This window comes from Clostridium sp. 1001283B150225_161107_B6 (assembly GCF_015556325.1).
Lineage (GTDB): Bacteria > Bacillota > Clostridia > Lachnospirales > Lachnospiraceae > Enterocloster.
Window position 1 is genome coordinate 109,710 of sequence record NZ_JADNMD010000008.1, and the last position, 24,699, is coordinate 134,408.

General features: G+C 49.7%; 20 protein-coding genes. 6 read left to right on the forward strand and 14 right to left on the reverse strand.

Going from position 1 to position 24,699, the window contains the following annotated elements:
- Window positions 1-114 precede the first annotated feature (114 nt).
- Genes I2H39_RS18260 through I2H39_RS18270 form a run of 3 tightly spaced genes read right to left on the reverse strand, consistent with a single transcriptional unit; the run spans window position 115 to window position 4,500 of the window.
- The gene (locus I2H39_RS18260) at window positions 115-1,233 is read right to left on the reverse strand and encodes a glycoside hydrolase family 88 protein (RefSeq protein ID WP_195627230.1); all 1,119 of its coding nucleotides are present in this window, start codon (window positions 1,231-1,233) and stop codon (window positions 115-117) included.
- On the reverse strand, window positions 1,187-2,776 hold the full coding sequence (locus I2H39_RS18265) for a response regulator (protein WP_138309595.1): 1,590 nt from the start codon (window positions 2,774-2,776) through the stop codon (window positions 1,187-1,189). The genes I2H39_RS18260 and I2H39_RS18265 overlap by 47 nt, the downstream gene beginning before the upstream one ends.
- Window positions 2,773-4,500 carry a sensor histidine kinase gene (locus tag I2H39_RS18270; RefSeq protein WP_195627231.1) on the reverse strand — a complete coding sequence of 576 codons (1,728 nt, stop codon included), beginning with the start codon at window positions 4,498-4,500 and terminating at the stop codon, window positions 2,773-2,775. Before I2H39_RS18270 ends, I2H39_RS18265 begins: the two co-directional genes overlap by 4 nt.
- A gap of 282 nt (window positions 4,501-4,782) precedes the next feature.
- On the opposite strand from I2H39_RS18270, the gene I2H39_RS18275 reads away from it, so the two are divergent.
- Genes I2H39_RS18275 through I2H39_RS18290 form a run of 4 tightly spaced genes read left to right on the forward strand, consistent with a single transcriptional unit; the run spans window position 4,783 to window position 8,984 of the window.
- On the forward strand, window positions 4,783-6,114 hold the full coding sequence (locus tag I2H39_RS18275; RefSeq protein WP_195627232.1) for an extracellular solute-binding protein: 1,332 nt from the start codon (window positions 4,783-4,785) through the stop codon (window positions 6,112-6,114).
- Between the two features lie 15 nt (window positions 6,115-6,129).
- Window positions 6,130-7,020 (forward strand): sugar ABC transporter permease, encoded by an 891-nt coding sequence (locus I2H39_RS18280; protein WP_138309598.1) that lies wholly within the window; start codon window positions 6,130-6,132, stop codon window positions 7,018-7,020.
- The gene (locus I2H39_RS18285) at window positions 7,020-7,865 is read left to right on the forward strand and encodes a carbohydrate ABC transporter permease (protein WP_138309599.1); all 846 of its coding nucleotides are present in this window, start codon (window positions 7,020-7,022) and stop codon (window positions 7,863-7,865) included. The genes I2H39_RS18280 and I2H39_RS18285 overlap by 1 nt, the downstream gene beginning before the upstream one ends.
- Before the next feature lie 57 nt (window positions 7,866-7,922).
- Window positions 7,923-8,984, forward strand: coding sequence for an alcohol dehydrogenase catalytic domain-containing protein (locus tag I2H39_RS18290; RefSeq protein WP_195627294.1), 1,062 nt, complete (start codon window positions 7,923-7,925; stop codon window positions 8,982-8,984).
- A gap of 261 nt (window positions 8,985-9,245) precedes the next feature.
- On the opposite strand, the gene I2H39_RS18295 is transcribed toward I2H39_RS18290, so the two are convergent.
- Both I2H39_RS18295 and I2H39_RS18300 read right to left on the reverse strand, forming a co-directional pair.
- On the reverse strand, window positions 9,246-9,653 hold the full coding sequence (locus I2H39_RS18295) for a HEPN domain-containing protein (protein WP_024725878.1): 408 nt from the start codon (window positions 9,651-9,653) through the stop codon (window positions 9,246-9,248).
- The gene (locus I2H39_RS18300) at window positions 9,643-9,945 is read right to left on the reverse strand and encodes a nucleotidyltransferase domain-containing protein (RefSeq protein ID WP_330640747.1); all 303 of its coding nucleotides are present in this window, start codon (window positions 9,943-9,945) and stop codon (window positions 9,643-9,645) included. Before I2H39_RS18300 ends, I2H39_RS18295 begins: the two co-directional genes overlap by 11 nt.
- Before the next feature lie 1,004 nt (window positions 9,946-10,949).
- On the opposite strand from I2H39_RS18300, the gene I2H39_RS18305 reads away from it, so the two are divergent.
- On the forward strand, window positions 10,950-11,123 hold the full coding sequence (locus I2H39_RS18305) for a helix-turn-helix domain-containing protein (protein ID WP_024725899.1): 174 nt from the start codon (window positions 10,950-10,952) through the stop codon (window positions 11,121-11,123).
- 277 nt (window positions 11,124-11,400) lie between these two features.
- On the opposite strand, the gene I2H39_RS18310 is transcribed toward I2H39_RS18305, so the two are convergent.
- The 6 genes from I2H39_RS18310 to speB all read right to left on the reverse strand — a co-directional run bounded on the left by I2H39_RS18310 (window position 11,401) and on the right by speB (window position 18,234).
- The gene (locus I2H39_RS18310) at window positions 11,401-11,853 is read right to left on the reverse strand and encodes an NUDIX domain-containing protein (RefSeq protein WP_002567924.1); all 453 of its coding nucleotides are present in this window, start codon (window positions 11,851-11,853) and stop codon (window positions 11,401-11,403) included.
- Between the two features lie 175 nt (window positions 11,854-12,028).
- Window positions 12,029-14,446 carry a molybdopterin cofactor-binding domain-containing protein gene (locus I2H39_RS18315; protein WP_195627234.1) on the reverse strand — a complete coding sequence of 806 codons (2,418 nt, stop codon included), beginning with the start codon at window positions 14,444-14,446 and terminating at the stop codon, window positions 12,029-12,031.
- A 4-nt stretch (window positions 14,447-14,450) separates the two neighbouring features.
- Window positions 14,451-14,909 (reverse strand): (2Fe-2S)-binding protein, encoded by a 459-nt coding sequence (locus tag I2H39_RS18320; RefSeq protein ID WP_138309601.1) that lies wholly within the window; start codon window positions 14,907-14,909, stop codon window positions 14,451-14,453.
- Window positions 14,906-15,700, reverse strand: a complete 795-nt coding sequence (locus tag I2H39_RS18325) for an FAD binding domain-containing protein (RefSeq protein WP_195627235.1) — start codon at window positions 15,698-15,700, stop codon at window positions 14,906-14,908. Before I2H39_RS18325 ends, I2H39_RS18320 begins: the two co-directional genes overlap by 4 nt.
- A 106-nt stretch (window positions 15,701-15,806) precedes the next feature.
- Entirely contained in the window at window positions 15,807-17,243 is a 1,437-nt protein-coding gene (locus I2H39_RS18330; RefSeq protein WP_195627236.1) for a YjiH family protein, read from the reverse strand.
- A 25-nt stretch (window positions 17,244-17,268) separates the two neighbouring features.
- A complete protein-coding gene (speB, locus tag I2H39_RS18335; RefSeq protein ID WP_347563846.1) occupies window positions 17,269-18,234 on the reverse strand; it encodes an agmatinase in 966 nt (321 codons plus the stop codon).
- A gap of 196 nt (window positions 18,235-18,430) precedes the next feature.
- On the opposite strand from speB, the gene I2H39_RS18340 reads away from it, so the two are divergent.
- The gene (locus tag I2H39_RS18340; protein ID WP_195627237.1) at window positions 18,431-19,345 is read left to right on the forward strand and encodes a LysR family transcriptional regulator; all 915 of its coding nucleotides are present in this window, start codon (window positions 18,431-18,433) and stop codon (window positions 19,343-19,345) included.
- Here I2H39_RS18340 and I2H39_RS18345 read toward each other — a convergent pair.
- From I2H39_RS18345 to I2H39_RS18355, 3 genes are read right to left on the reverse strand one after another with little or no spacing between them, the layout of a single operon-like run.
- The gene (locus tag I2H39_RS18345; RefSeq protein ID WP_195627238.1) at window positions 19,330-20,787 is read right to left on the reverse strand and encodes a penicillin-binding transpeptidase domain-containing protein; all 1,458 of its coding nucleotides are present in this window, start codon (window positions 20,785-20,787) and stop codon (window positions 19,330-19,332) included. The two genes, I2H39_RS18340 and I2H39_RS18345, sit on opposite strands and share 16 nt — an antisense overlap.
- A complete protein-coding gene (locus I2H39_RS18350) occupies window positions 20,784-22,139 on the reverse strand; it encodes an FtsW/RodA/SpoVE family cell cycle protein (protein ID WP_138309607.1) in 1,356 nt (451 codons plus the stop codon). The genes I2H39_RS18345 and I2H39_RS18350 overlap by 4 nt, the downstream gene beginning before the upstream one ends.
- Before the next feature lie 5 nt (window positions 22,140-22,144).
- Window positions 22,145-24,637 (reverse strand): DUF3656 domain-containing protein, encoded by a 2,493-nt coding sequence (locus I2H39_RS18355; RefSeq protein ID WP_195627239.1) that lies wholly within the window; start codon window positions 24,635-24,637, stop codon window positions 22,145-22,147.
- Window positions 24,638-24,699: the final 62 nt, after the last annotated feature.

Genomic DNA, 24,699 nt, shown 5'->3' on the forward strand with positions numbered 1-24,699 from the left:
ATATGGTCCAAAAGAAGAGCGCTCTGCTCCCGCAGAACGCCCTTATAGTTTAACGATTCAATTCCGTCATAATTTGGATACCTGTCTGGATATCCATACCGCATCAAATTTCAGCTATCCCCTTAAAGCCTCAGCAAAAGCAATCAGCGTCAATGCCTGTCCATAAGCCATAGGGCGGAGTCCGATATTTTTATAATGTTCTGAATCCATTCCCATGGCAGTTCCTGCTGATACCTTGAGAACAGTTCCGTCTTCGGCCACGCAGTCACAGAGGGCTTCAATGGCCTTATTGGCGCAGTGCTCAAAGCTCTTGTCCAGGATGCCCTGACGGACTCCGCGAAGCAGCCCTGCCGCGATAGCAGCTGTTCCGGATGCCTCTTCATAGGAATCCGGGTCGTCCAAAATGGTGTGGAACAGGCCGGATTCCGCCTGGCAGCTGCGCAGCGCCTCTGCATGAGCCTTAAAGGTGTCCAGAAGATACCTGCGTGTCCCCTCGTCCAAATCAGCTGCCTGTTCCAGATAAAGCGTGATTCCCAGCGTAAACCAGGAGTTTCCGCGGCACCAGAAGATACCGCCGAAATTGTCTCTGCGTATAAAGCTGTAGCCATGGTAGAAAAGGCCGTTGTTCTTGTTGTACAGATACTTGATATGGACCAATACCTGATGAAGGGCCTCGGCCTTCCATTCCGGATTGTTGTAGCGGTTCCCCATCTGCTGCAAGAACAACACGGCCATAAACAGCGTATCCACCCATAGCTGTCCTTCGTTTAAGATGACGCCGTTTCTGTCACCAATACCGCTGGTTACATGCTGAAAGCCATTGTCCCCTGTCTTTGGAAGCTCATGAATCAGCCAGTCCGCCTGATTCATGCACATTTCCTCATACATGTCTTTCCGGGGCAGGCGGTCCATAATCTGAAGCAGCGTGAGATAAGGCTCTGTGGTATTGATATTGCGCGAGGGCAGGCCCCTCTCTGTGTTTTTCCGGAACCAGTCCTCAAAAAATTTCATATAACTTTCATCACCATTCTGTTCATACAGCATATACAGGCCGTAAAGTCCCACGCCCTGGGGCCAGTCCCATTCCTCAATCCCAAAATCCCTTGCCACATTTCCAGTGGCAATGGCTTCCTCTATGGAAATGTTTTTATCCTTGTCGTAGTCCGCGCCGCCCAGGTGCAGAAGTTTATAGGCCACCTGGTTTGTCTTCGCTTTCAATCGTTCTGTTGTCATTATCTTTTCCTCCTGAGATAAATTTAATATATGCGCTTGGGGTCATGCCCGTGGCTTTTCTGAACAGCTGGCTGAAGTACTTTGGATTATTGCCGCAGCCTACCCTTTCCGCTACCGACATAATCCTGTCGCTTCCCATGCCTTCGTCCAGCAAAAGTTCCTTTGCCTTTTGAATCCGCAGACGGGTCAGGTAGTCGGAAAAACGTTCTCCGGTTTCCTTCATAAACCGTTTGCTTACATAATCAATGTTCATATACAGATGGTTCTCTGCAATCCATTTTAATGACAGATTGCAGTCTGATAGGTTGTTTTGCACGAACTCATCAATGCGGACGCTTATGCTGCCTTTTTTTGTTTCGCCTTTGTGGTATTTGTCAAAAATTTCGTGAAGCTTCGGCACGATTATCTGCAGCATATCACCCGTGCTGGTCAGGGTACGCAGCTTAAGAAGCAGCTCCGTTGCATTTAAAGCGGAAAAAAACAGGCAGCGTGAGGCAGAATACATCAAAACCGATGAGGCCAGCTGGCAAAAAAATACGGTATCCGTAATCTGAGACAGCAGTATCAGCAGTTCATCCAGCGCCTTTTTGGCAGCCAGGATATTTTCCTGGTAGAGCATCTCGGTCAGATGCTCCGCCTCTTTTGTTATGCTCCGGTAATTACAGATAGTAATCAGAGCGCCGTCGTTGTCATAGTAAATAATTTCATAGCGTTTTACCTTTAAAATCACATCATCCAAAAGCAGCTGGAGATTCTCATAATGAATCCGTTTATACTGGCTTGAGATGGTCTGGGCCGGAAGCGGTATTTTCTCCATACAGGCATCCAGACCGCTATACTCTACCTGATAAGACAGAAAGAAAAACAGCAGTGTCTGGTGTACGTACAAAATATGAAAGGTCAGTCCGGGCGTGTGTTCCCGGCGGAAACCGTGGATAAATTCCACTGCCCGTTTCATGGCGGATTCATCCACAAAATAAAGGTAGCACAACTCATAGGGCGTATTTTCAAAGTCCAAGAATTTCCGGTAAGGGGCATAGATAGACTGGAAATCCGTCCTTTTGCATGACGTATCCTGGGCCACGCCCTGGTTGAGCACATTCAGCATCATGGTACTGTCAAGATGCTTTAAGGGTGACGACTGCTGGGGATACCGGCTAATCCTCTTTTGCGAGAGTTCCTCGATTACTTCCTTCACAGTCTGTATAATCAGCGTTTCTTTAAAGGGTTTTAGCAGATAGTGGCGGACCCCAAACTGCATGGCCTCCCTGGCAAATTCAAATTCCCCGTATCCCGACAGAACGATAAATTCCACCTCTGCGTGCAGGCGTTTGATTCGCTGCAAAAGCTCCAGGCCGGACAACCCCGGCATCTTAATGTCTGTAATCACAATATCCGGATATTCATCCATAATGATATCATAGGCCTCTAAGCCGTCTTGCGCAGTTCCGATAACACGGACCCCCAGATTTTCCCAGGGAATGTGCTTAGAAAGAGTTTCTCTTATTATCGTTTCGTCGTCTACAATTAATAGTTTTATCATACGTCCTTCTGGTCCTCCGGTAGCCGAATCTGCACCACTGCCAAATCCTCGGATTCCACATTATAAATATGCAGACCATATGCTTCTCCAAACTGAAGCTTGATGCGTTTATTGATATTTAAAAGCCCGATTCCAAAGCCGTGGGGTGATATCTGGTTGGTTTCCAGATTCTCCAGCACATTATCCGGGAACTGGGAGCCATTATTGCTGACTGTAAGTATAACCATTCCATTTTCCCGCTTTCCGGTTATCTGGATGCGGAATGTGCCGATTATCTCCTCCAACGCATAGTTGATGGCATTTTCCACCAGTGGCTGGAGGGTCAGCCTGGGAATGGGTGTATGGTAAAGCTCCTCCGGAATCGAGAGTTCATACTGCACCCGGTCTCCAAACCGGACCTGGATAATCGCCATGTAATCTTTTACGATGCCCACTTCGCTTTCAATCACCGACTTAGCCGTGCTTTTACTTAAGGTAATGCGCAGCAGGGACCCCAGCGCCTCCACCATCCTGGAAATCGGTTCCGCCTCTATGGCCTTGGCATAGCTGTTGATGGATTCCAGCGTATTGTAAAGAAAATGCGGGTTAATCTGGTTTTCCAGGGCCTTGAGCTGCATTTCTTTGGTCAGAAGCTCGTTGACGTAATTTTTCTGAATCAGTTCCTGGACCTGCCGGGCCATCTGGTCAAAGCCCTGATGGAGGGCGCCAATCTCGTCCGTCCGGCCGGAATAATCAAATTCCCTGGAAGGAGAAAGTGGCTCATCCTTTCCAAACTGGTTCATTTTACTGAGCAGACGGTAAAAATGCCGGCTGATGGAAAGAAACATTTTCCGGGAAAAAAGCAAACTGGCAAACAGTGTCAAACCAATGACGGATAAGGACAGGAAAAGGGATAAAAGCCGGGCCTGAACCACAGAATCATTGGGGCGCAGGCAAAGATAATCCCATCCAAATTCAGGAATTGTACCTCTGGTATAGAAAAAACAGGAACTTCCCGGATTCCCTATGGTTCCATAATCTGCTGCCCTGGAAATTGCAGGGATTGCCTGATTCTCCAGTTGCGGTGAATGGTAGATTTCCTTCCCTTCTTTATAAATGATGTAGAGAGGCGGCGCCGAATCAAAAACCTGTCCTGCCGAATTCTGGATTACCTCGTTCAGGTTAATATTCACCAGAATGGTCCCAATGGTGTCCAACTGAAAATCCTTGGCCCGCCGTACATCCCTGACAAGAAAGAGGCCGTATTCTTCACAGTAATCCGTGACCCATATAGCGTCTCCCGGATGTTCATGGGCAGCGGCCAAAAGGGCTTTTGTTATCTCCGGCGGCACATCCCGGCATCTGGCCGGATTGCTGTAGGTCACGTAGCTTGGATTATATAAATTAATGTAGTAAATGCCGTTTTGCCTGAAATTTTGATAGTAATCCGGTATCACATAAGATAAGGTCCGAAACGCCTTGGACTTGTCATTGTCGCTGGCCTGGGAATCAGAGGCAACCGATAGAAGGTCCTGGATGGAGTTATCCGCCAGAATCATTCCAGTCATGTCCACTGTGTTGGACAGCCGTTCTGCTATGGCGGAAGAACTGTAGTCTGAGGATTCCTTCGTGGCCTCGTACAGAAGGAGGTTGCCGGAATGATAGATACACCACAGGCCGGTTCCTGTCCCTAACGCAGTCATGGCCAGGACAAAACAGATAATGCAGGTAAACTTCTTATTCAAAGAAAAATTGTTAAATTTTTTATGGATTTCTTCTTTTATTTTCATGTCTATTATTATAGGAAAACTCCACCCGGTTTGCAAGGGTATAGCCCCCGCAAGCCGGAAAATCGAACTGTAAGGCCGGTTTTTTAGGAAACAGCCCCCGGAAAAACCACGTTTTTTTAGGACCGTGGAACGTTTTTTTGAGTTCCATTTTCTGTACAAAAAAACTATACTATTTTCATAAAGCAGCACGGATTTGTACAAATGTGTGAAAAGGAAAAATGGAAGGAGCTTATTATTATGAAAAAGAAATGGACAGCATTATTAGGATGCGCCCTGGCGGCGGCCGTATTGACCGCCTGCGGCAGCGGACAGAGCAGTGAAAATACAAATGAGGCCACGGCGGCCGGTACAAACCAGGGCCAGACAGGAACCGTCAATATGATTGTTTCCTGGTGGGGGAACCAGACGAGAAATGAGCGGACCCAGCAGGTGCTGGACCTCTACAGCAGCCAGAGCGGCATCACGTTTGACGGCCAGTTTGCCGAATGGGCGGACTATTGGAACAAGCTTTCCACCGCCGCCGCCGGCAATACCTTACCCGATATCGTGCAGATGGATTACGCTTACCTGGACCAGTTCGTGAACAATCATTTATTGGTGGACCTGACTCCCTATGTAGAGGACGGAACCATTGACGTCTCTAACATCAGTGAAGATATTTTAAATTCCGGCAAAGTGGGGGACGGCCTTTATGCCATTCCAACCGGAATCAATGTCCCTACCCTGCTGTACAACAAAACTTTGCTGGAAGAAAACGGAATCAAAATCCACGACAATATGACCATGGAGGAATTCTATACTGTTTGCAAGGAGGTCTATGAGAAAACCGGCTATAAGACAGATGTATTTTATGGAAATGGGGCCGACTTCGCGGCTTATGTCATGCGCTCCCAGGGAGTTTCGCTCTATGGAGACGGCAAGCTGGGCGCTACAGAGGAGCAGTTGAAGACCTTTTTCGATATTTATGAGAAAGGAATTACCGAAGGATGGATGTGCGAACCGTCCATTTACGCGGAACGTACCATTGGAACACCTGAGCAGATGCCCCTGGTTTACGGCTCCACCCCAAGTACCAGAAGCTGGTGCGCATTTTCCTGGTCAAATGCCTTTTCTTCCCTGCAGAATGCAGCCGGGGACAATCTGGAAGTGGGGATTACCACCTGGCCCGCAGACAATCCTCAGGCAGCGAATTACTTAAAGCCAGGCATGTTCTTCTCCATTACCGTTGATGGAAAGAATCCTGATGAGGCTGCCAAATTCTTAAATTACTGGAACAATGACATAGAAGCCAATAAAATTCTTCTGGGAGAGCGTGGAATTCCTGTGTCTTCCGTTGTATCCGAACAAATTTCAGGCTTGATGGACAAGTCCAGCCAGCAGGTAATTGATTTTGTATACAATGTAGTGGAGCCCAACTCCTCCCTGATTGACCCTCCATCTCCGGAAGGTTCCGCAGAGGTGATTCAGGCAGTGAACCAACTGGTGGAAAAGGTGGGGTATCAGGAACTGACCGCAGCCGACGCTGCGAAGGAGCTCTACAACATTGGAAATGGGGCGCTGTCAAAGTAATAGAAAGGAGCGGCCATGAAATTAAAGGCGCATTTAAATAAAGAGAGTACGGCAGGGGTGATTTTCACCCTGCCGTTCATCCTGGGGTTTCTATTGTTCATGGTGGTTCCCATGGGAATCTCCCTGTACTATTCCTTCTGTGATTACAATATCCTGTCACCGCCTAAGTTTGTGGGATTAAAAAACCATCTGGCGGTCTTAACCGATGAGACATTTTACAAGGCCATTGGAGTTACCTTCTATTATGCACTGGTTTCCGTTCCTTTGAGGCTGATTTTTGCGCTTTTGGTTGCCATGATTTTGTTAAAGAGCACAAAAGCTACCGGGTTCTACCGGGCGGCTTACTATCTGCCCTCCATCATCGGCGGTTCCGTAGCGGTATCCATCCTGTGGAAGCGGATGTTTGCCATGGACGGCGTCGTAAACAGCCTGCTTTCCCTTTTTGGAATCCACTCAGAACTCTCCTGGCTGGGAGATACGAGAACCGCCATATGGGTGCTGATTCTCCTGGCTGTGTGGCAGTTTGGTTCCTCCATGCTGATTTTCCTGTCCTCTCTAAAGCAGATTCCGGTCACTCTTTATGAGGCGGCCAGAGTGGACGGCGCCGGAAAGCTCAGGCAGTTTAAGGATATTACCCTGCCCTTGCTGACACCTACCATCTTTTTTAATCTTGTGATGCAGATGATTAACGGTTTTCTGGCATTTACCCAGTCCTACATCATTACGCAGGGACGGCCCATGAATTCCACCCTGTTTTATACGGTTTACATGTACCAGCAGTCCTTTGAGTTTTATAACACGGGTTACGGAGCCATGCTGGCCTGGATTATGCTTGCCATTGTGGGTATGATTACCCTGGTCCTGTTTGCCACAAAGAAGTTCTGGGTATATGAGGGAGGCTTTTGATGAAAACAACACGAAAAATAAGCACTGTAATATATCATGTTCTTGTATTAGGCTTTGGGCTTATGATGATTTACCCCCTGATTTGGATGGTCATGAGTTCCTTTAAGGAGACAAACACCATTTTCGCCACAGCTGGGTCCCTGATTCCGGAGAAATTCACATTGCAGAATTACATCAATGGCTGGAAGGGCTTTGCCAAGATTAGTTTCGGGGTGTTCTTCAAAAATTCTTTGTTTATCTCCATCGTTGCAACCATAGGCACCGTCATTTCCTCGGCTCTCGTGGCCTACGGCTTTGCCCGCTGTGAATTCAAGGGGAAAAAGCTCCTGTTCAGCGCCATGCTGATATCCATGATGCTGCCGGCCCAGGTACTCATGATTCCCCAGTATCTGTGGTATCAGAAGCTGGGCTGGGTGGGAAGCTACCTTCCTCTCATTGTTCCGTATTTTTTCGCCATCCAGGGATTTTTTGTGTACCTGATGATTAATTTTATTGATGGAATCCCCAGAGAACTGGACGAGGCAGCCAAAATCGACGGATGCTCCTATTACACGATATTTTCAAAGATAATCCTTCCTCTCATATCACCGGCTCTGATTACCGCGGGCATTTTCTCCTTTATGTGGAGATGGGATGACTTTTTATCCGCCCTGCTCTATGTAAATGAGTCGGCAAAATATCCGGTGTCGCTGGCTCTTAAGCTCTTCTGCGACCCAGGCTCATCCTCGGACTACGGAGCCATGTTTGCAATGGCATTCCTGTCAGTGCTTCCGGCGGTAATCATGTTCATTTTCTTCCAGAAATACTTAGTGGAGGGAATAGCAACCTCCGGCTTGAAGGGATAAATGGAACCGTGATAATAAACTAATTCATAGAAAGGTCAGAAAATAAAAATGGAAAAGATGAAGAAAATGTCAGCAGTAGTGACTTATGCACCTGGCGATAACCGTTATGAGGAGTATCCGGTCCCGGAGCTTTCCGACGGCGAGATTCTCCTGAAGGTCAGGGGATGCGGTATCTGTGCCGGGGATTTGAAGGCATATCACGGCGGAATCCGGGTATGGGGCACCTCAGAGGCAGACCGTTATATTGAAACCCCCTGCATTCCGGGACATGAGTTCTACGGTGAGGTGGTGGAAACAAAGGGAGATGTGGGAGACTTTCAGGCAGGTGACATCATTTGCGCAGAACAGGTGGTTCCCTGCAATGAATGCTATTTCTGCAAAAACGGAACCTACTGGATGTGTACAAGATCGGCTGTATTTGGTTTTAAGGAATACGCAAACGGCGGATTTGCAGAATATGTAAAGCTTCCAAAAACCAGCCTGAAACATAAGCTCCCGAAGACCTTTACAAAGGAACAGTCCGTGTTGGTGGAGCCCATTGCCTGCGGTATGCATGCACTGGAGCAGGCCGACATCAAAAATGATGACGTTGTGGTGATTTCCGGCTTAGGCGCCATCGGCGTATCCATGTGCAACCTGGCGAACTTAAAGCTTCCGAAGCTGGTCATTGGCCTGGAAATCAGGGATGAGCGTGCCGAGATGGCAAAGGCTTACGGGGCGGATATTGTGCTGAATCCCACGGCATGCAACATGGCCGAGGAAATCATGAAGCTGACCGACGGGCTGGGCTGCAGTGTCTATGTGGAAGCCTCCGGCAGCCCTAGGAGCGCTGCCCAGGGATTAGCCGTGCTCTGCAATCACGGCCGCTATGTCCAGATGGGTGTGCTTTCTGATTTGGTAAGCGCTGACTGGAATACCATCGGAGACGGCAAGGAGTTAACCATCATCGGTTCCCATCTGTCCGCCAACGTATATCCGGCTGTCATCCGCGGAATCGAAAAGGGGTTGATTAAGACGGACGGCCTGATATCACACTGCTATAAGCTGGCCGACTGGAAGAAGGCTTATGAGACCGCGGAACGTAATCCCCAGGCAGTTAAGGTTATGCTGGAACCATAATAGGCTTATTCTTTTGGAAAAGGACATTGTCAAAAGGGCGTCCTGCCCTCGCAGAACGCCCTCGTATACGTACATATTTACTTAAAAACACTTCTTGCTTTACCTTATATTAAAGGTATTTTATACTGTCCCGCTATGTTTTACTACTTACTAAGAACCGCATAATTACGTTGTTTACAGCTTATAGCATATTACATTTTATTACCCTTTCCTCCACAATTGGAGTCAAATTGGAGTCAAATTGGAGTCAGAAAGAATCCGCTATTTTCCAAAGGAAGACACATACTGCTCCACTGCGTTCAATAATAACTCGGCAGTGTCAATTTGTTCCTGGGCTTCTTCAACGGAAGCGATATAGAACTCGTCATAATCACTGGCGTGACGAATCTCCTGGGCCCTGCCAATCCTGCGGCCGAGTTGTCTGGAAAATTTTTCTGTCTTGACATATTCTTTATTAAAATATGCAATTGTGTCCTTATGCCTCTTAAAAGCAATCTGCTCCAAAGCTAATACTGCTGTAATCGAATGATAGATTGAATAATATGCTCTGTTATTAGCTGCTCTGAAATGCTTACCGATAAAATCATCTTTTGCAGTTGCCAAATCCTCTTTTGCAACTGTAAGACGGTGAAGAGCAAGGTCCCTGGGATTACCACTATTAGGCAACATACAATTCGACCCCCTCATTTTTCACATTCTTATAAAAAGGGTCAGCCGGAAGCCAGTACTGGAAATGATTTATATTTTTTACAATCGGCATAATCATAATGTCATGGTCCAGATTAAAATCAAAGGTTATATCAGAAACCATACGCCCTTTCTGTTTTATGGTATCCTCCGTTGAATCCACCAGAATCATAATATCTATATCTGAGGATTCGGTATAATCTCCCCTTGCATAGGAACCATACAAAATAACAGCCTTTAATTCACTCCCATATATCTCATGTATTCTATTCACATACTGAATAAGCACATCTTGGGTCTGGCTTTGCAAAATACCACCTCTTCTCTGTTTTTTAGGGATATATCACAACTGTATCTCTTTTCATTATATCCGATTGATGGATACCTTACAACATTTTCCGGAATCTAAACAGAAAAATATCAACTGATTCTCAATCTTCCTTCAAGAGCCTCCATTGTAACCTCTATATCCTTCCTTGAATAATGGTTATATACACTGTTGCGATTGCTATGGCATACATCGGCGTTTTACTATCCCCCAAGGCGCGCCGAATATTTGACCGGTCAGAGTCATATATAGTATAGCCGCACAGATGGATTCCTTCCACTATGCACGCTTCTATATCCTGTTCCTCAGGCAGTACCTGATTAAAAAGCCGAATTCCCTGACCTGCAGATGTATAAAATAGTTCACTAAGACAGCCTCTGATACTGATTTCTTTTCCCACCAATTTAAGCCCATAATGAGGCCTGCGTTTCAGACTCAAATCATATACTCAACAGTAACAAATTTATCCTCATGCAGGTAACTAAGCATCTGCTCCATTTGATAGTCCAGTCTCATCCATTTCCTCCTTTCACCTTAAATCATCAATCCAACATTGCTGCAGCCTGTTTTGTTGATAAGGCCAGTATAGCATTCCCTTGATTCCAGTTCAATTTCTGGTTTTTCCTATTTAGATTTGGAAAAAAGTTCACGGAACTCACTCACCACTACCCACAAAAAATTATAGAGTAACTTAGAAAATAAAATACAGAACCAATTCTAGACATCACAAATCTCCGTGGCCATCTCTTAAGTCAGCTATAGAGAGATTTTACTACTATCAAGTACGTATTATTTTGTCGAATATAACACCAAATCAGCTCCCCTGAATGTCAATACCATGGATTCCATCATCCAAAGTGTATAACATTTTCAGTGTTAGTTGACACGTAAAATCGTTAATAGATAATTAAAAACCTATAACATATTAATAAAAAATTCAGGAGGTTTTCATGGAAATACAAGAAGAATATTATTCGATTAATGAGATTTGCAGAAATTTTAAAATCAGCCAATCTACCGTATATAAGATGATTAAGGATAAAAAAATTCATGCCATTAAATTAGGCCGGTGTTGGAAAATTCCTAAAAAAGAATTTCTCCAAATGTTATATGAGCACTTCTAATTACATTTTTCTAAATACGTTTCAGCAGTAATCCCTTATCTGTCTGAACGAATTAAAACTACTAATGCTATAAAACTACTAGCTAACTTTTCATATATCTGCCTGGAAATAAAAAGCTATCCCAGAGATACCAGCTGATGCTTCAACCTCTCAGACACGATAACATGGATATTGACTCATAAATAAAATTATCACCTTTTCATGTCAATTGGAGTCAAATTGGAGTCAAAAGGGCGTCCTGCCCTCGCAGAACGCCCTCGTATACGTACATATTTACTTAAAAATACTTCTTGCTTCCCCAAAGATTACTTTTCTTCAAATCCAGATACTCATTATAGGCCTTTTCCAGTATCTGCTTTTCATTGGAAAACTTCAGCAGATGGTATGCCTCGTAGAATTTATAATACCCGGAATCCAGAAAGTATTCTTCCCGCTGTGGTTTGCTGTAATAGCTGTCGGCCATCATCAGATACCAGTGTACATCCTTTTCCACCACATCCTGCGGGGTATTAAAGGAGTATTGGCTCTTGCCGATATACTTGATAATGGATGCACTGACACCAGTCTCCTCCTTCACTTCACGGAGGGCCGTCTCTTTATACTCTTCGCCAGCTTCTACTGTTCCCTTAGGCAAAACCCATCCCTCATACTTGTTCTTGTAATTCTTATAAAGGACGAGGATTTTCCCTCGAAATATAACCACACCGCCGCAGCTCGTTGCCTCAATCATTGCAATTCCTCCTGGTGTTGGTGTGAACCTGACGCGCCTGTACCGGATGCGTCCTGCATGTGCAGCACGGCATTTATTGTCCCGGTTACGCAATCATAACTGGTCTTAGTATACAACTTTTGGAAAGGATATGCAAGGCTTATCTGCTATTTCAGGGCTGGCAGGTATTGGATTGTTACAGTCCGTTCATTCCCTTAAACACTTTCTCCGCAGTTATGGGCAGTTCCCGTATCCTCACGCCCACTGCATTGTAAACCGCATTGGCAATGGCCGGGGACGGCGTGTTGATAACCACCTCGCCGATGGATTTTGCGCCAAAGGGACCTGTGGGCTCAAAACTGCTCTCAAACTCCACCTGGACCCTGCCCACATCCAGACGGCTGGGCACCTTGTACTGCATGAAGGAATTCTCATGGACCTTTCCGTTCTTTGAATAGCTTACATCCTCGTACAGGGCCATGCCGATTCCCTGGACCAGTCCACCCTCTGTCTGAACCCTTGCCAGGTTCTCATTGAGAGGGGTTCCGCAGTCCACTGCGGCAGCAAATCTGATTAACTCCACCTGGCCGGTTTCCAAATCCACCTCCACCTCGGCAGCTCCTGCCATAAAGGGCGGCGGGGATATGGGGGAGGAATGGGACTGGGTCACCTGAAGGGCATCCTCGTTGGCGCACTGCACCCTGTTTGCCAGGTCCTTTATGGTGATTTCCTTTGCAGCGCCGTCTTCCCCGCAGGACAGCTTATATACCCGCCTTCCGTCAAACTCCAGCTCCTCCTCATCTGCCTCCAGGTATTTGGCTGCCTTGCGGATAATCTTTTCCTTCAGAGCTTCACATGCCTTGACCACCGCTGTTCCGGTGAGGTAGGCGGTGCTGGAGGCATAGGAACCGGAATCATAAGGAGAAATGTCCGTATCAGCCCCAAATACCACAATATCATCCAGTTTACAGCCCAGACACTCGGCTGCCACCTGGGCCAGGGTGGTATCACAGCCTGTTCCCATATCGGCCGCACCGATAATCAGGCTGTAAAAACCGTCGTCATTTATCTTGATGGTAGCGCCCGCCACATCCACTCCGGATATGGAGGAACCCTGCATGGCCATGGCCAGTCCCACGCCCCGTACCTTTGAACCGCTCACCTGGCGTCTGGGGTATTTCTCATCCCAGCCTATCATGTTCCTGACCCTGGCAACGCACCGGTCCAGGGCACAGCTGGCCGCTGTCTCGCCGTAATAGGCCGGCATAACATCGCCCTCCCTGACCATGTTAAGCTCCCTGAATTTCACCGGGTCCATACCCAGCTCAGCTGCCAGCTCGCTGACCGCTGATTCCACGGCAAAAATTCCCTGGGTAGCCCCGTACCCGCGGTAAGCACCGGCCGACATCCGGTTGGTGTAGACCACGTCATAGCTGAACCGGAATGCCTCAGGCGTGTGATACAGCGGAATGGACTTGTGGCCGGACAGGCCAACGGTGGTTGGTCCGTGTTCCCCATAGGCCCCTGTGTTGGACAATGTATAGACATCCATGGCCTTCAGGATGCCGCTGCTGTCACATCCCAGCTTTACCCGTACCTCCATCTCATGGCGGGGCGAGGATGCAATCTGGGACTCATAACGGCTGTAAATGATTTTGGCTGGCTTTCCTGTTATCCAGGTCACAATGGCCGGATATACCTCTGCCACAACGGTCTGTTTTGCCCCGAAACCGCCTCCGATTCTGGGCTTGATAACGCGAATCCTGGATTTGGGTATATCCAGGGCATGGGCCAGGATTCTTCTTGTATGAAACGGAATCTGGGTGGAAGCCACCACGTTCAGCCTTCCGTACACATCCAGGTGGGTGTACGCCCGGAAGGTCTCCATCATGGCCTGCTGGTTGGCCTTGGTGTGGTACACCCGCTCTATTACATGGCTGCAGCCTGCAAACGCCTGTTCCAGGTCCCCGTGTCCCTCTGCGCCGGATGCACAGAGATTGCGTTTGTTGTCCGCGCCCACATCACAGAGGCATTTCCAGTCCTCCTCCGGATGCACCAGTATCGTTGCGTCCTTGGCGTCATGCATATCCAGTACCGGCTCCAGCACTTCATATTTTACACGTATGAGACGCATGGCATGGTCCACCGCAGCCTCATCCCTGCCTGCCACAATTGCCACTGCATCTCCTGCAAAACGCAGCCTGCGGTCCAGTATGAGCCGGTCATAGGGACTGGGCTCCGGATAGGTCTGCCCCGCCATGGTAAAACGGTTCCGGGGCACGTCCTTCCATGTAAGGATACACTCGATGCCCGGTGTCTTGGCGGCCACGCCGCAGTCTATCTCCTTAACCAGTGCATGGGCATGGGGGCTTCTCAGTACCTTCACCACCAGACAGTCCTTTAAAGCCAAATCGTCCGTGAACACCGGCTTGCCTGTCACCAGAGCCCTGGCATCCTTCTTGATGAAGGGGGCGCCTACCACACGGTAATTCCTTCCGGCATATGTACCGTCCGTGCTGCCGCAAGTATTGCCTGCACTGCTGCATGTGCTGCCCCATGCACCGCATGTATGGCCCCATGTCCTGTCGGATGTCTTATCGTCTGTATATCCCATCTGCTCACACCTCCTGTTTTGATTCCAGATATTTCTTAACAGCCCGCAGCTGGGACATATATCCGCTGCAGCGGCACAGGTTACCGGCCAGATACTCCTTGATGGCCTCTTCATCCGGGTTTTTAAGCTCCCGCTCCATGGCCAGCACATTCATGATAAAGCCAGGGCTGCAGAATCCGCACTGCTCCCCGCCTTCCGCTGCCAGGAACATGCCGAACTCCTCCGCCTCTTTCTGGAGTCCTTCCAAGGTGGTGACATGGCGGCCGTCCGCCCTCACAGCCAGGGTGGAACATGACAGCACCGGCTTTCCGTCCATCCATACGGTGCACAGGCCGCAGTTGGCTGTCTCGCAGCCCCGCTTCACGCTGTAGCAGCCCAGATTTCTCAGCAGGTCCAGTAAAATATCGTCCGGCTCTGCCTCTGCCTGTACATTTTTACCATTTAACCGAAACTCTATATTCATGCTCTGCTTACACTCCTTCCCGTCAGTCTCTCCATAAGGCGTCTTGTATACACAGCAGCCAGCTGGCGGCGGTATTGCCCGCTTGCCCTTGTATTGCTGCCGTAGGTAAAGGAATCGGCCGCCTCCCCGGCAAGCTGCGCCAGGCTGTCGTATCCGTCATCCTTGATTTTCACTACCCGTGCCCTTCCGGGTCTGGCACCCACTGCCACATACCAGTCATTGCCCCACCGCGATACACAGCAGGCAATCACCGGAAAATCCGTTTCCGAATTCCTCTGGGTGGTGTAGGCTGCCTTTCTTCCGTCTTTCTTTATGATAATACGCACCAGGATATCCCTGTCATCCCGGCGCACAGGCCGCTGGGCAAACTCTTCCAGGGGAACCACTCCCCCGTGATAAAGCTCCACATATGTATCCAGTGCCATCAGGCAGGTCAGAATGTCGGAAAAGCCAAAACGGCTGTATATGCTGCCTCCCACCGTGGCCAGGTTGCGCATCTGGACACCCACGATATGGCGTGTGCATTCCTTGAAAATGCCCCCGAAATACTGGCCAAGCCCCTGGTCTGTCTCCAGCTGGCGCAGGGTGCACATGGCTCCAATCCTGAATTCTTCCTTGGTTTCCTCGATTTTATCAAGTCCCAGGCCGGACAGGTCCACGATGGTACGCTTGGTCACATTGGTCATTTTAAGCCACACCATGCCTCCCACAACCAGGCTGCTGCGCTTCTGGCATAATTCATATGCCTCGGACAGACTGTCCACTTTTACATAATCCTCTGCTCGGAACACGTAGATTCTCCTCTCTTCTCAAACGCGCGAATACACGCCTTAAAATAAAACAAACAGGGAGATTATAACATGAAATCTCCCTGTTTTCTACAAATAGCGTTATTCTTTAAAATAATAGGTGCATGAACAGTGCACTGATTGGTATTGCCACGATGGTCCGCTCAAAGAAACAGATAATCAGTTCCTTCAGTGATACGGGTATCTTGGTAGAAAGCATGACCACAATGGTTTCAGAGAAGAAGATAATCTGTACCATGGATACGGTGACCACCATGTATCTGGCTCCCACGGCCAGGGTACCGACCTTATCGGCAATCATCAGCACAGGCAGAAACATTTCCGCGATTCCGACCGGAAGGGACGGTGCAATCTCAGCCGCGTTCGGTACCTGTAAAAGGACCAGAAGAGGTTCAAATAATTTGCCAATCCAGTTAAATACCGGTGTGTAGGTGGCGATAAGCATTGCTATGATTCCAACGGCTGTCAGCAGTGAAATCACCTTTGGCAGCACATAACAGCTGTCCAGAAGACTGGACCGTATTTCCTTAAAAAGATTGGGTGCAGTGGCTGCTTTCTTGACTGCCCTGGATGCGCCTGTCTTAAGCACAGCCCTGGCCGGCACACGTTCCGCCTCAATCTCCTCCTTTGTCTGCTGATGACCGTCTGTAAACACAGAGGCTTTGCGGGACAGGGGAGGAATCCTGGCCATGAAAAAGCTGACCAGAAGTGTTATCAGAAGCGCTATGAAATATATGGGCAGAAAATATTCCGAAAGGTCCGCTGTCTCAATTACCTTATAGGCAAATCCCACGCTGACCGCACTGAATCCCGTGGCGATAAGAGCTGCTTCCTTTTTCGTATAAATTCCCCTCTGGTAAAGCTTGCTGGTAATCAGCACCCCTACCGAGGCAGAGCTGACAAAGGACGCAATGGCGTTGACAGCGCTCCGGCCGGGAATCTTAAACACAGGCCGCATCAACGGCTCCATCAGGCTGCCGATAAAATCCACGATTCCGTAATTCAGCAGAAAGGGCATGAATACGGCGCTGACCGGAATAATCCAGGCCACGTCCATGGCAATGGAGTATACGGTTTCCCCTATGCCGGGACTGACGATGGCCTCCGGGCCCCCAAAGGACGGAAACGTGTAGTGCAGTACCAGAATCAGGGCAAATATACTTCCCAGCATATAAAACAGCGGATGCAGCACCGAATCCTCCTGATAATACCGGTAAACAGCTGAATTCCTGTTTTTACAGAAATACTTCCCGTATACGCTGGCCAGGCCGTTGCCCATGATGATAAGTCCGCCCATCCACATCCCTGCAAGGCCCAGGCCAGCCTTGATGTTCTTATATATGATGCCGAATGTGACATCTGTACTTCCCTTTACCGTAACCGGGACAAAAAAGATGATGACTGCAATCAAGGTGAAAATAACTGCTTTTACTATCCCGCTCTTCCACTGATTCCGGGTAAGCACCAGTGCGTCTAATACCGAGTTGTCATTCAGGTTCCCGTTCACATTATTGTCATTTTCCATGCCTTATCCTCCATTGCAGCTGCCGCTATTTCTCTTTTTTCTTCACTGCCAGGATAGACAGGTATTCAAATACAATGTTGGCTGCCAGATAAGCGGTTATCTCACCGTGGTCATATGCGGGCAGCACCTCCACAAGGTCAAATCCCACAAAGTTCAGGTCCTTGATTTTGCGTACCAGCTCCAGGGCTTCCAGGGAAGTAAAGCCTCCCACCTCCGGCGTGCCGGTTCCCGGCGCATAGGCGGGGTCCACAAAATCAATGTCAAAGGTCAGGAAGCAGGGCTTATCTCCCACCCGCTCCAGTATGGTCTTAATCAGTGTCTCCAGTCCCATCTCCCTTACCTTGTGGGCAGGAATTAGTTTCATTCCAAGCTCCGCCGCCATCTTATGCTCATCCGGGTCATACAGGGAGCCGCGCATTCCCACCTGGATGGAATGGGACGCATCAATGAGATTTTCTTCCAAAGCCCTGCGGAACGGTGTGCCGTGGTTATATTTCTGTCCAAATACCTCGTCGCATAAATCGGAATGGGAGTCAAAATGTACCAGGGCAACGGGACCGTACTTTTTTGCAACCGCACGAAGCTCTGCCAGTGTGATGGAGTGGTCGCCTCCCAGTACGATGGGACATGCATTTTCCTTCAGAATGTTGGCAACCCCTTCCTCAATTGCCTGGTAGGTGGGATGGATATAACCGGGAGTAACATTGAAATCGCCTATGTCTCCGCCCTTTAATCCGTCCATGATGTTTACCTGCATGATTACATTGTTGGGCTTCATCATGGCTGAAATATTTCTGATTGCATTTGGACCAAAGCGTGAACCGGAACGGAAGGAGCTGGCCGTGTCAAAGGGCGCGCCTGCAATGGCGAAATCAAGGCCCTCTGCGGAGTCCACTTTCTGCATTCTCATAAATGTTCCCATATTACAAAATCTTGGTGAAGATAAGGCACTTGCTGGCTGTTTAATTTCTGACATTATGTAATCCTCCATATTATTTAACTGTATTCAATTTGATTCGTGCGCACTTTTGGTTCTACTGGACTTATTGTCGGCAATTTTTCCGTTAACAACAGCATACCATCCGCAAGGCCATCTGTGTTATATTAATACTTGATATGTTATATGGAAAATCATATAATTAGATAGGGACTATATAAGACTGGCAAGTACGACAGAGGGGTTATCTATGGATATCAAATACTTTGAATATGTAATTCAAATTGTGGAATGCGGTTCTATTAATAAGGCTGCCCAGAACCTGCAGATGCTGCAGCCAAACTTAAGCGTATGCATCAAGAACCTGGAGCAGGAGCTGGGATTTCCCATCTTCTGCCGGCAGCACAGCGGCATACGCCTCACCAATGAGGGGGAGCTGTTCCTTAAATCAGCCAAAAAGATTGCCACTGAACTGGAGACTATCCACAATATTCCGTCCATGTTCAGCCACAAGGACAACCTTTCCATTTCCTGCACCTATTCATTTGACTTCATGAATCATTTTCTTAAATTCAAGAAAAAGAAACCGCCCACTGCCTGCGAGGATTCATTTAAGGAAACAGGCCTTATCCAGACCATACGGGACGTGGTGGAGCAGCGGTACCGCATGTCCTTGTTCTACTGCTTTGACACGGTCAGCGACACCTACTATGCCCTTGCCAAAAAGCATAATCTGAAGCTGATTCCCATTGCCCGCAACCGTCCCCTGATTCTTCTGGCATCAAAAAAGAATCCCCTTTCACGAAAGAAGGAGATTCCTTTTGACAGCATAACTGATTATAAATTCATCATGTATGAAAATTTCAAATTTGATGAATGGCTGAAGATACTGAATTTTAAAAATGACAATACTATCCTATATGTGTTTGACCGGGGCGGCCTCATCGATGCCATCCGCCAGAGCCGGTATGTCACCGTGATGATGAAACGCTTTACCGATACATACAGCGAGGACTGTGTGGAGATTCCCATTGTGGACGCTCCCTTTGGCATGAACGCCTACTGCCTGCATCACGCCTCCTACACCATGAATCCCCGGGAAAAACAGTTCATCCGGGAGCTAAAGGAGCTGTTTGCTGAAAACCCGGCTCACCGGCCCATATAAATATCAAAGAGCTGTCTGGCTATGGGGGCAGCCGCCTTTCCGCCGCTGCCTCCCTCCTCCACCAGAACCGTCACCACAAGGCGGGGAGCTTCCGCCGGCGCAAAACCGGTGAACCATGCGTGGGTTTCTTTTCCTGTCTCAAACTCCGCGGACCCTGTCTTGGCCGCCACTGTATAGGCATCTGTGCGCACAGCCGAACCAGTTCCCCCGGTAACAACGGCCCGCATAAGCTCTGCAAGCCCTGCTGCTTCCTCTGCGCTCATAAGGTTTCCGTATGCAGCAGGCATGAACTTCTTTATGGTTTCATCCCCTGCGCTGACAACAGAGTCCAGGAAATAAGGCTTCATCAGTGTGCCGCCGTTGGCAATGGCAGCTGTGAGCATTGCATTGTGCAGAGGCGTCATCTGGGTGGTGCCCTGCCCGATGGAGGTCTGCAGGATTTCCCATGTGCCGGCTCCTGGTTTCATGTTATAGGCGCTCTCCTTATAGGGAATCCCGCTTAAGGGCAGGGAACCGTTAAAGAGAAGCTCCCCTGCCGTGGTGTTCCATTTTCCCAGGTCCATCTCAAGGCCCAGGCTGGCAAATGCACCATTGCAGGAATTGGCAAAGGCCTGGGTGAAATCCTGATGGCCATGGGCCGTGCCGTGATAGCATTTAATCCTGTATTCCCCGTTCTCATACACGCCGCCGCAGTCAAACTGGTAATTCTTATAATCCGCGGGGTGTTCCCGCATATATTCCAGTGCAGTCACTATCTTAAAGGTGGAGCCAGGGGGGTAGAGCCCCTGGGTGGCCCGGTTTAAGAGCTGGCCCTCCTTATTATCCTCCGCAGTCAGAGCATCCCAGTCCCCCTGCAGGCTGTTGGGGTCATAGCCGGGTTTGGACACCATGGCCAGTATCTTGCCGGTATCCGGCTCCATGGCAATGACCACGCCCTTCCTGGCCCCCAGCGCGGCATAGGCCGCCTGCTGGAGTTCCGTATCCAGGGTGGTGTATACATCGTCTCCCGGATTTTTATTGCCGGTCAGTTCGTTTCCCACCTGCTCCGCCAGATTTACATGGGAAGTCAGCAGGTAGAAATTAGCCAGGGCCTCGATGCCTGTCTTGCCTTTGGTGGAATAGCCCACCGCATGGTCGAACATATCTCCGAAGGGATATATCCTTGTCTCGTTTCCCTCCCCGTCTGTCTGGGTCAGGGCCAGCACCGTGCCGTCCGAGGCCAGAATCCGGCCCCGCACAATACGGTCTGAAAAGCTGTCCAGCCTTGCATTGTAGGAGTTGTTGATTACCTCCTCGCTCTTCACCTGGAGGAAATACCCCAGATAGGCTGCCAGCCCCAGGAACAGGGCCACCACCACATAGGTGATGCCCAGGATGTTCCGGTTGGATTTCGGGTTGGCCTTTGAGGACGGCTTTGGGCCGGTATCTTCCTTCCGAATCATGGCATTACCTCCTCTCCGGTTTCTTCCTCATCGTTGCGCTTCAGGATATAGAGTCCCTGGATAATACCGAACAAAAGGAAGGTTCCCAGAATGGAGCTTCCGCCGTAGCTCACAAAGGGCAGGGTTACTCCTGTGGATGGTATGAACTTGGTCACGCCGCCAACTGTCAGGAATACCTGCACAATATACTCCACTCCCAGGCCAAATGCAATCAGCTTATAGAACACAGCCTGCATCCTGGCTGCAATCATCATGAACTGGATAAAACAGCCCAGGCAGATAAGAAGCACGCAGATGGCAAAAATGGCTCCCATTTCCTCTGACACTGCTGAAAATATGAAATCCTTCTCCACCACCGGTATCTTTCCAGGCATACCCTGGCAGAGCCCCATTCCAAACCATCCCCCTGTGCCTATGGCAAACAGGGACTGGGTAATCTGGTATCCTTTGTTCTCTATATCGGCCCAGGGATTGCTCCAGGCAGCCACCCTGCGGCGTACATGGTCAAACAGCTGGTAGGCTGCCAGGGCTGCCCCTGTCCCCAGTGCGCTTCCTGTTATCAGGTAAATCCAGCTGCCCGTGGCAACGAACAGCATCAGCAGGTATGTGACAAAGAAAATCAGGGCGCTTCCCAAATCCTTTGACAGCACCAGTACCAGCACATGGGCTCCTGCCACAGCCGTTGTCTTGATTATGGTCTTAAAATCCGTGGACTGATAGAACATGGACGCGACGAAAAATACAAAGGTCAGCTTCACAAATTCCGAAGGCTGGATGGAAACACCTGCTATGGTAAGGGACAGCTGGGCCCCGAAGCTCTCATTGCCTGCAGCCCAAACCACCAGAAGAATGAGCAGCCCTGCCCCTGCATAGACCCACTGAAGTTTGTAAAGCTGCCACACACGTTCCATAATATAGGGCACCAGCCAGGCCAGGGCCGCGGATATGACCACAATAGCGAACTGGCGCAGGGCCTTGTCCAGGCCCTTTGCCATGGACAGACGGGTAAGCATGATGAAGCCCACGCACAGCAGCATGCAGGCATTGTTCACCAGAAGCCTGGAAACATTCCGGTACAAAAGGCGGTACAGGTAAATATAGCACAGGAAGAAGACTGCCTGGGCCCCGTAAAATGCCAGGAGCATGGCCTGCATACCCTCATCCTCTGTTTTCAGGAACATGACCAGGTACGCCAGAAAATGGATGGCAAACATGGCCCGGTTCTGCCTGGCGCACACCCTGCGCTTACGCTCCATGTCCGGGAAGGAAAAAAAGCGGAAATTCGCATAAGTGTACACCGCCATCAGCAGTATCATCAGATATTTGGATATTTCTACAATCAGATTGGTCATAAGCCTCACTCCACTCCGCGTTTAAAATGTCCCCTGGTGAAGTCTTTGAAGGGGGCTGTTACGGCCCTGTCATATACAAAGGAACCAATAAATGCATCCAGTACCTTTTCGGTCTGCTCTGCTCCTTCCACTGTAAACTGAAGACGCAGGCGGTCTGCCATGAGCCGGCGCACCTGCTTTTCGCTGCCCAGCAGGGATACAGGCGCAGGATTGTAAATGGTATTGTAACAGAAGGAGCAGTGATTCTTTACAGGTAATAGGGCGCCTGTTCTGTCCTTCATCATGAGGGTTCCCCGTTTACGGGTACACCCCTTCACCGTATTGGTGATGCACTGGGCCGATACCATCATGGGGGCATTGCCATAGATGATAAGCTCGCTGGCCAGCCCATGGCGGCGGCACGCGCCGAGAACAGGCTCCATCTCCCGGCTGTTCAGCTCCCATGGAATGGTGAGTACAGACGCCCCCATGGAGGCCAGCACTTCTGCAGAACGGCTGTTCCAGCCATAGACTGAGGCGTCCATTCCCACAAGCAGGGGATTTGGAAGGTGTTCCTGTTCCATGATATCTTTCAGCCATACAGTCTCCTCCAGTGCCCGGATTAACACGCCGTCAAATCCGGCCTTCAGAAGCAGACGGCGGCTGTCTCCCAGGTACCTCTGCGCATGGGTCCGGAATATCTGTGGAAGGGCCAGCCAGCACTGCTTCCCCTGGCAGTGGCATTGCTTTGCAATATCCTTCCACTGGTCCGGACTGAAACCGTCAGCATCCAGATAGACCGCCCATATCTCACTGCGGGACAGCACAGGCAAAAGCTGGGCCGGTTCCTCCAGGAAGGCCGTGAGGACGGGGTGGAATTCAGGGACAGGGGACTGTGCAGATTCAGACCGGGATTCGGGGGGCCAGACAGCGGACCAATGGCCGGAGGCCAATTTGGTGTCTTCTGCCCTATTTTCCTTCTGTATACCGGATTCCGCCTCCGTGGCATCTTCACCGGCCAGGGTCCTGACAGGAATCAGCTTTTTTTCCAGCTCCTGAAAGCCGGCGCGGCGCAGCTCGTTAAGCGCCTGGACCGGAAGGAACAAATCCCCCCTAATCCGGGCTGTCAGTGTTTCAAAACGGAAGGGACTGCCTCCTGTTTTATTTAACTGTTTTAATACTTTCTCCTGGGTCATGGGCTGTTTTTCGGCTGCCTGGGGCGCCTGCCCCAGGACCTGGACCTTCGCTCCCCGGCACTCCAGCGTCAGACAGCTGGGGACTCCCTCTGCCAGCTCCACATGTCCCTGCACATCCTCCTTCAGCTCAGCCTCCACATAGGTCTTGTCCAGATAATCAAAGAGTTTCTGGTTTCCCTCCCTGAACTCCGGTTTTTCCCTCAGGGCAACCATACCGCGTCCATTGTGCTGCCCGTAGTAACCTTCTGTGAAGCCGCCCCTGTCAAAGAGGTCCAGAAGTGTCCTCCTGTCCTCCTGCTCCACGTAATACCCGTCCCGTCCGCATTCTAAATACCGGTCCACGTATTTACGGTAAATACTCACCACGCCTGCCGTATATCTGGGGCTCTTCATTCTTCCCTCTATCTTAAGGGAGTACACGCCTGCCTCAATGATATCGGGCAGGATGTCAAGGGTACACAGGTCTTTCAGGCTCAGCACGTATCTCTCGCTGCTTTTATTGAGCGGGGACGGTCCTGGCTGTCCGGATGAGGCCGTGCGGCCGGAGGCGCCCAAATGGCCGGAGGCGCCTGAATAGCCGGAACCCCCTGCCCTTTTGTTCCGGGTCTTTTTCCCGGGCTGTTCATTGATTCGGGTCCGGGCACCGGTCTGTCCCGCCTGCTCCGGCATGGAACGGCTCTCTTTCAGACGGCTTATATCCCCTGGCTCATACACCGCGTATGGAAGACGGCAGGGCTGGGCGCAGCGTCCCCTGTTCCCGCTTCTGCCTCCAATGAGGCTGCTCATAAGGCATTGGCCTGAATAGCAGTAACAGAGGGCTCCGTGCACAAAGCTCTCTATTTCAATATCAACTTCTTCATGGATACGGCGTATTTCCTCCAGGGACATTTCCCTGGCAGTAACCACCCGGCAGCATCCCATTTCCTTCATCATCCTGGCTCCGTATACACTGGTGACCGTCATCTGTGTACTGGAATGCAGCTCCAGTCCGGGGAAATGCCGCCGCATAAAGTCCAGGGCGCCCAAATCCTGGACTATGACCCCGTCCAGCCCTCTCTCCCAGTATGGACGCATATAGCTCTCCAGTTCCTCCAGCTCGTCCTCTTTGAACAGGGTATTGACGGTCATATACAGGCGGCGTCCGTGCAGATGGACATAGTCGATGGCCTCCAGAAGCCCTTTTTCATCCGGGTTATCCGCATAGGCCCTGGCTCCGAACCGGCTGCCTCCCATATAGACCGCATCAGCTCCTGCCGCCACGGCTGCCTTCATGCTGTCAAATGACCCTGCCGGCGCCAGTATCTCTACCTGTCTCTTCTCCATTTCGTCCAACCTTTCCTGAAAGAAAAGATGCCTCACGTATCCCCATGAGACATCCCCCTCGT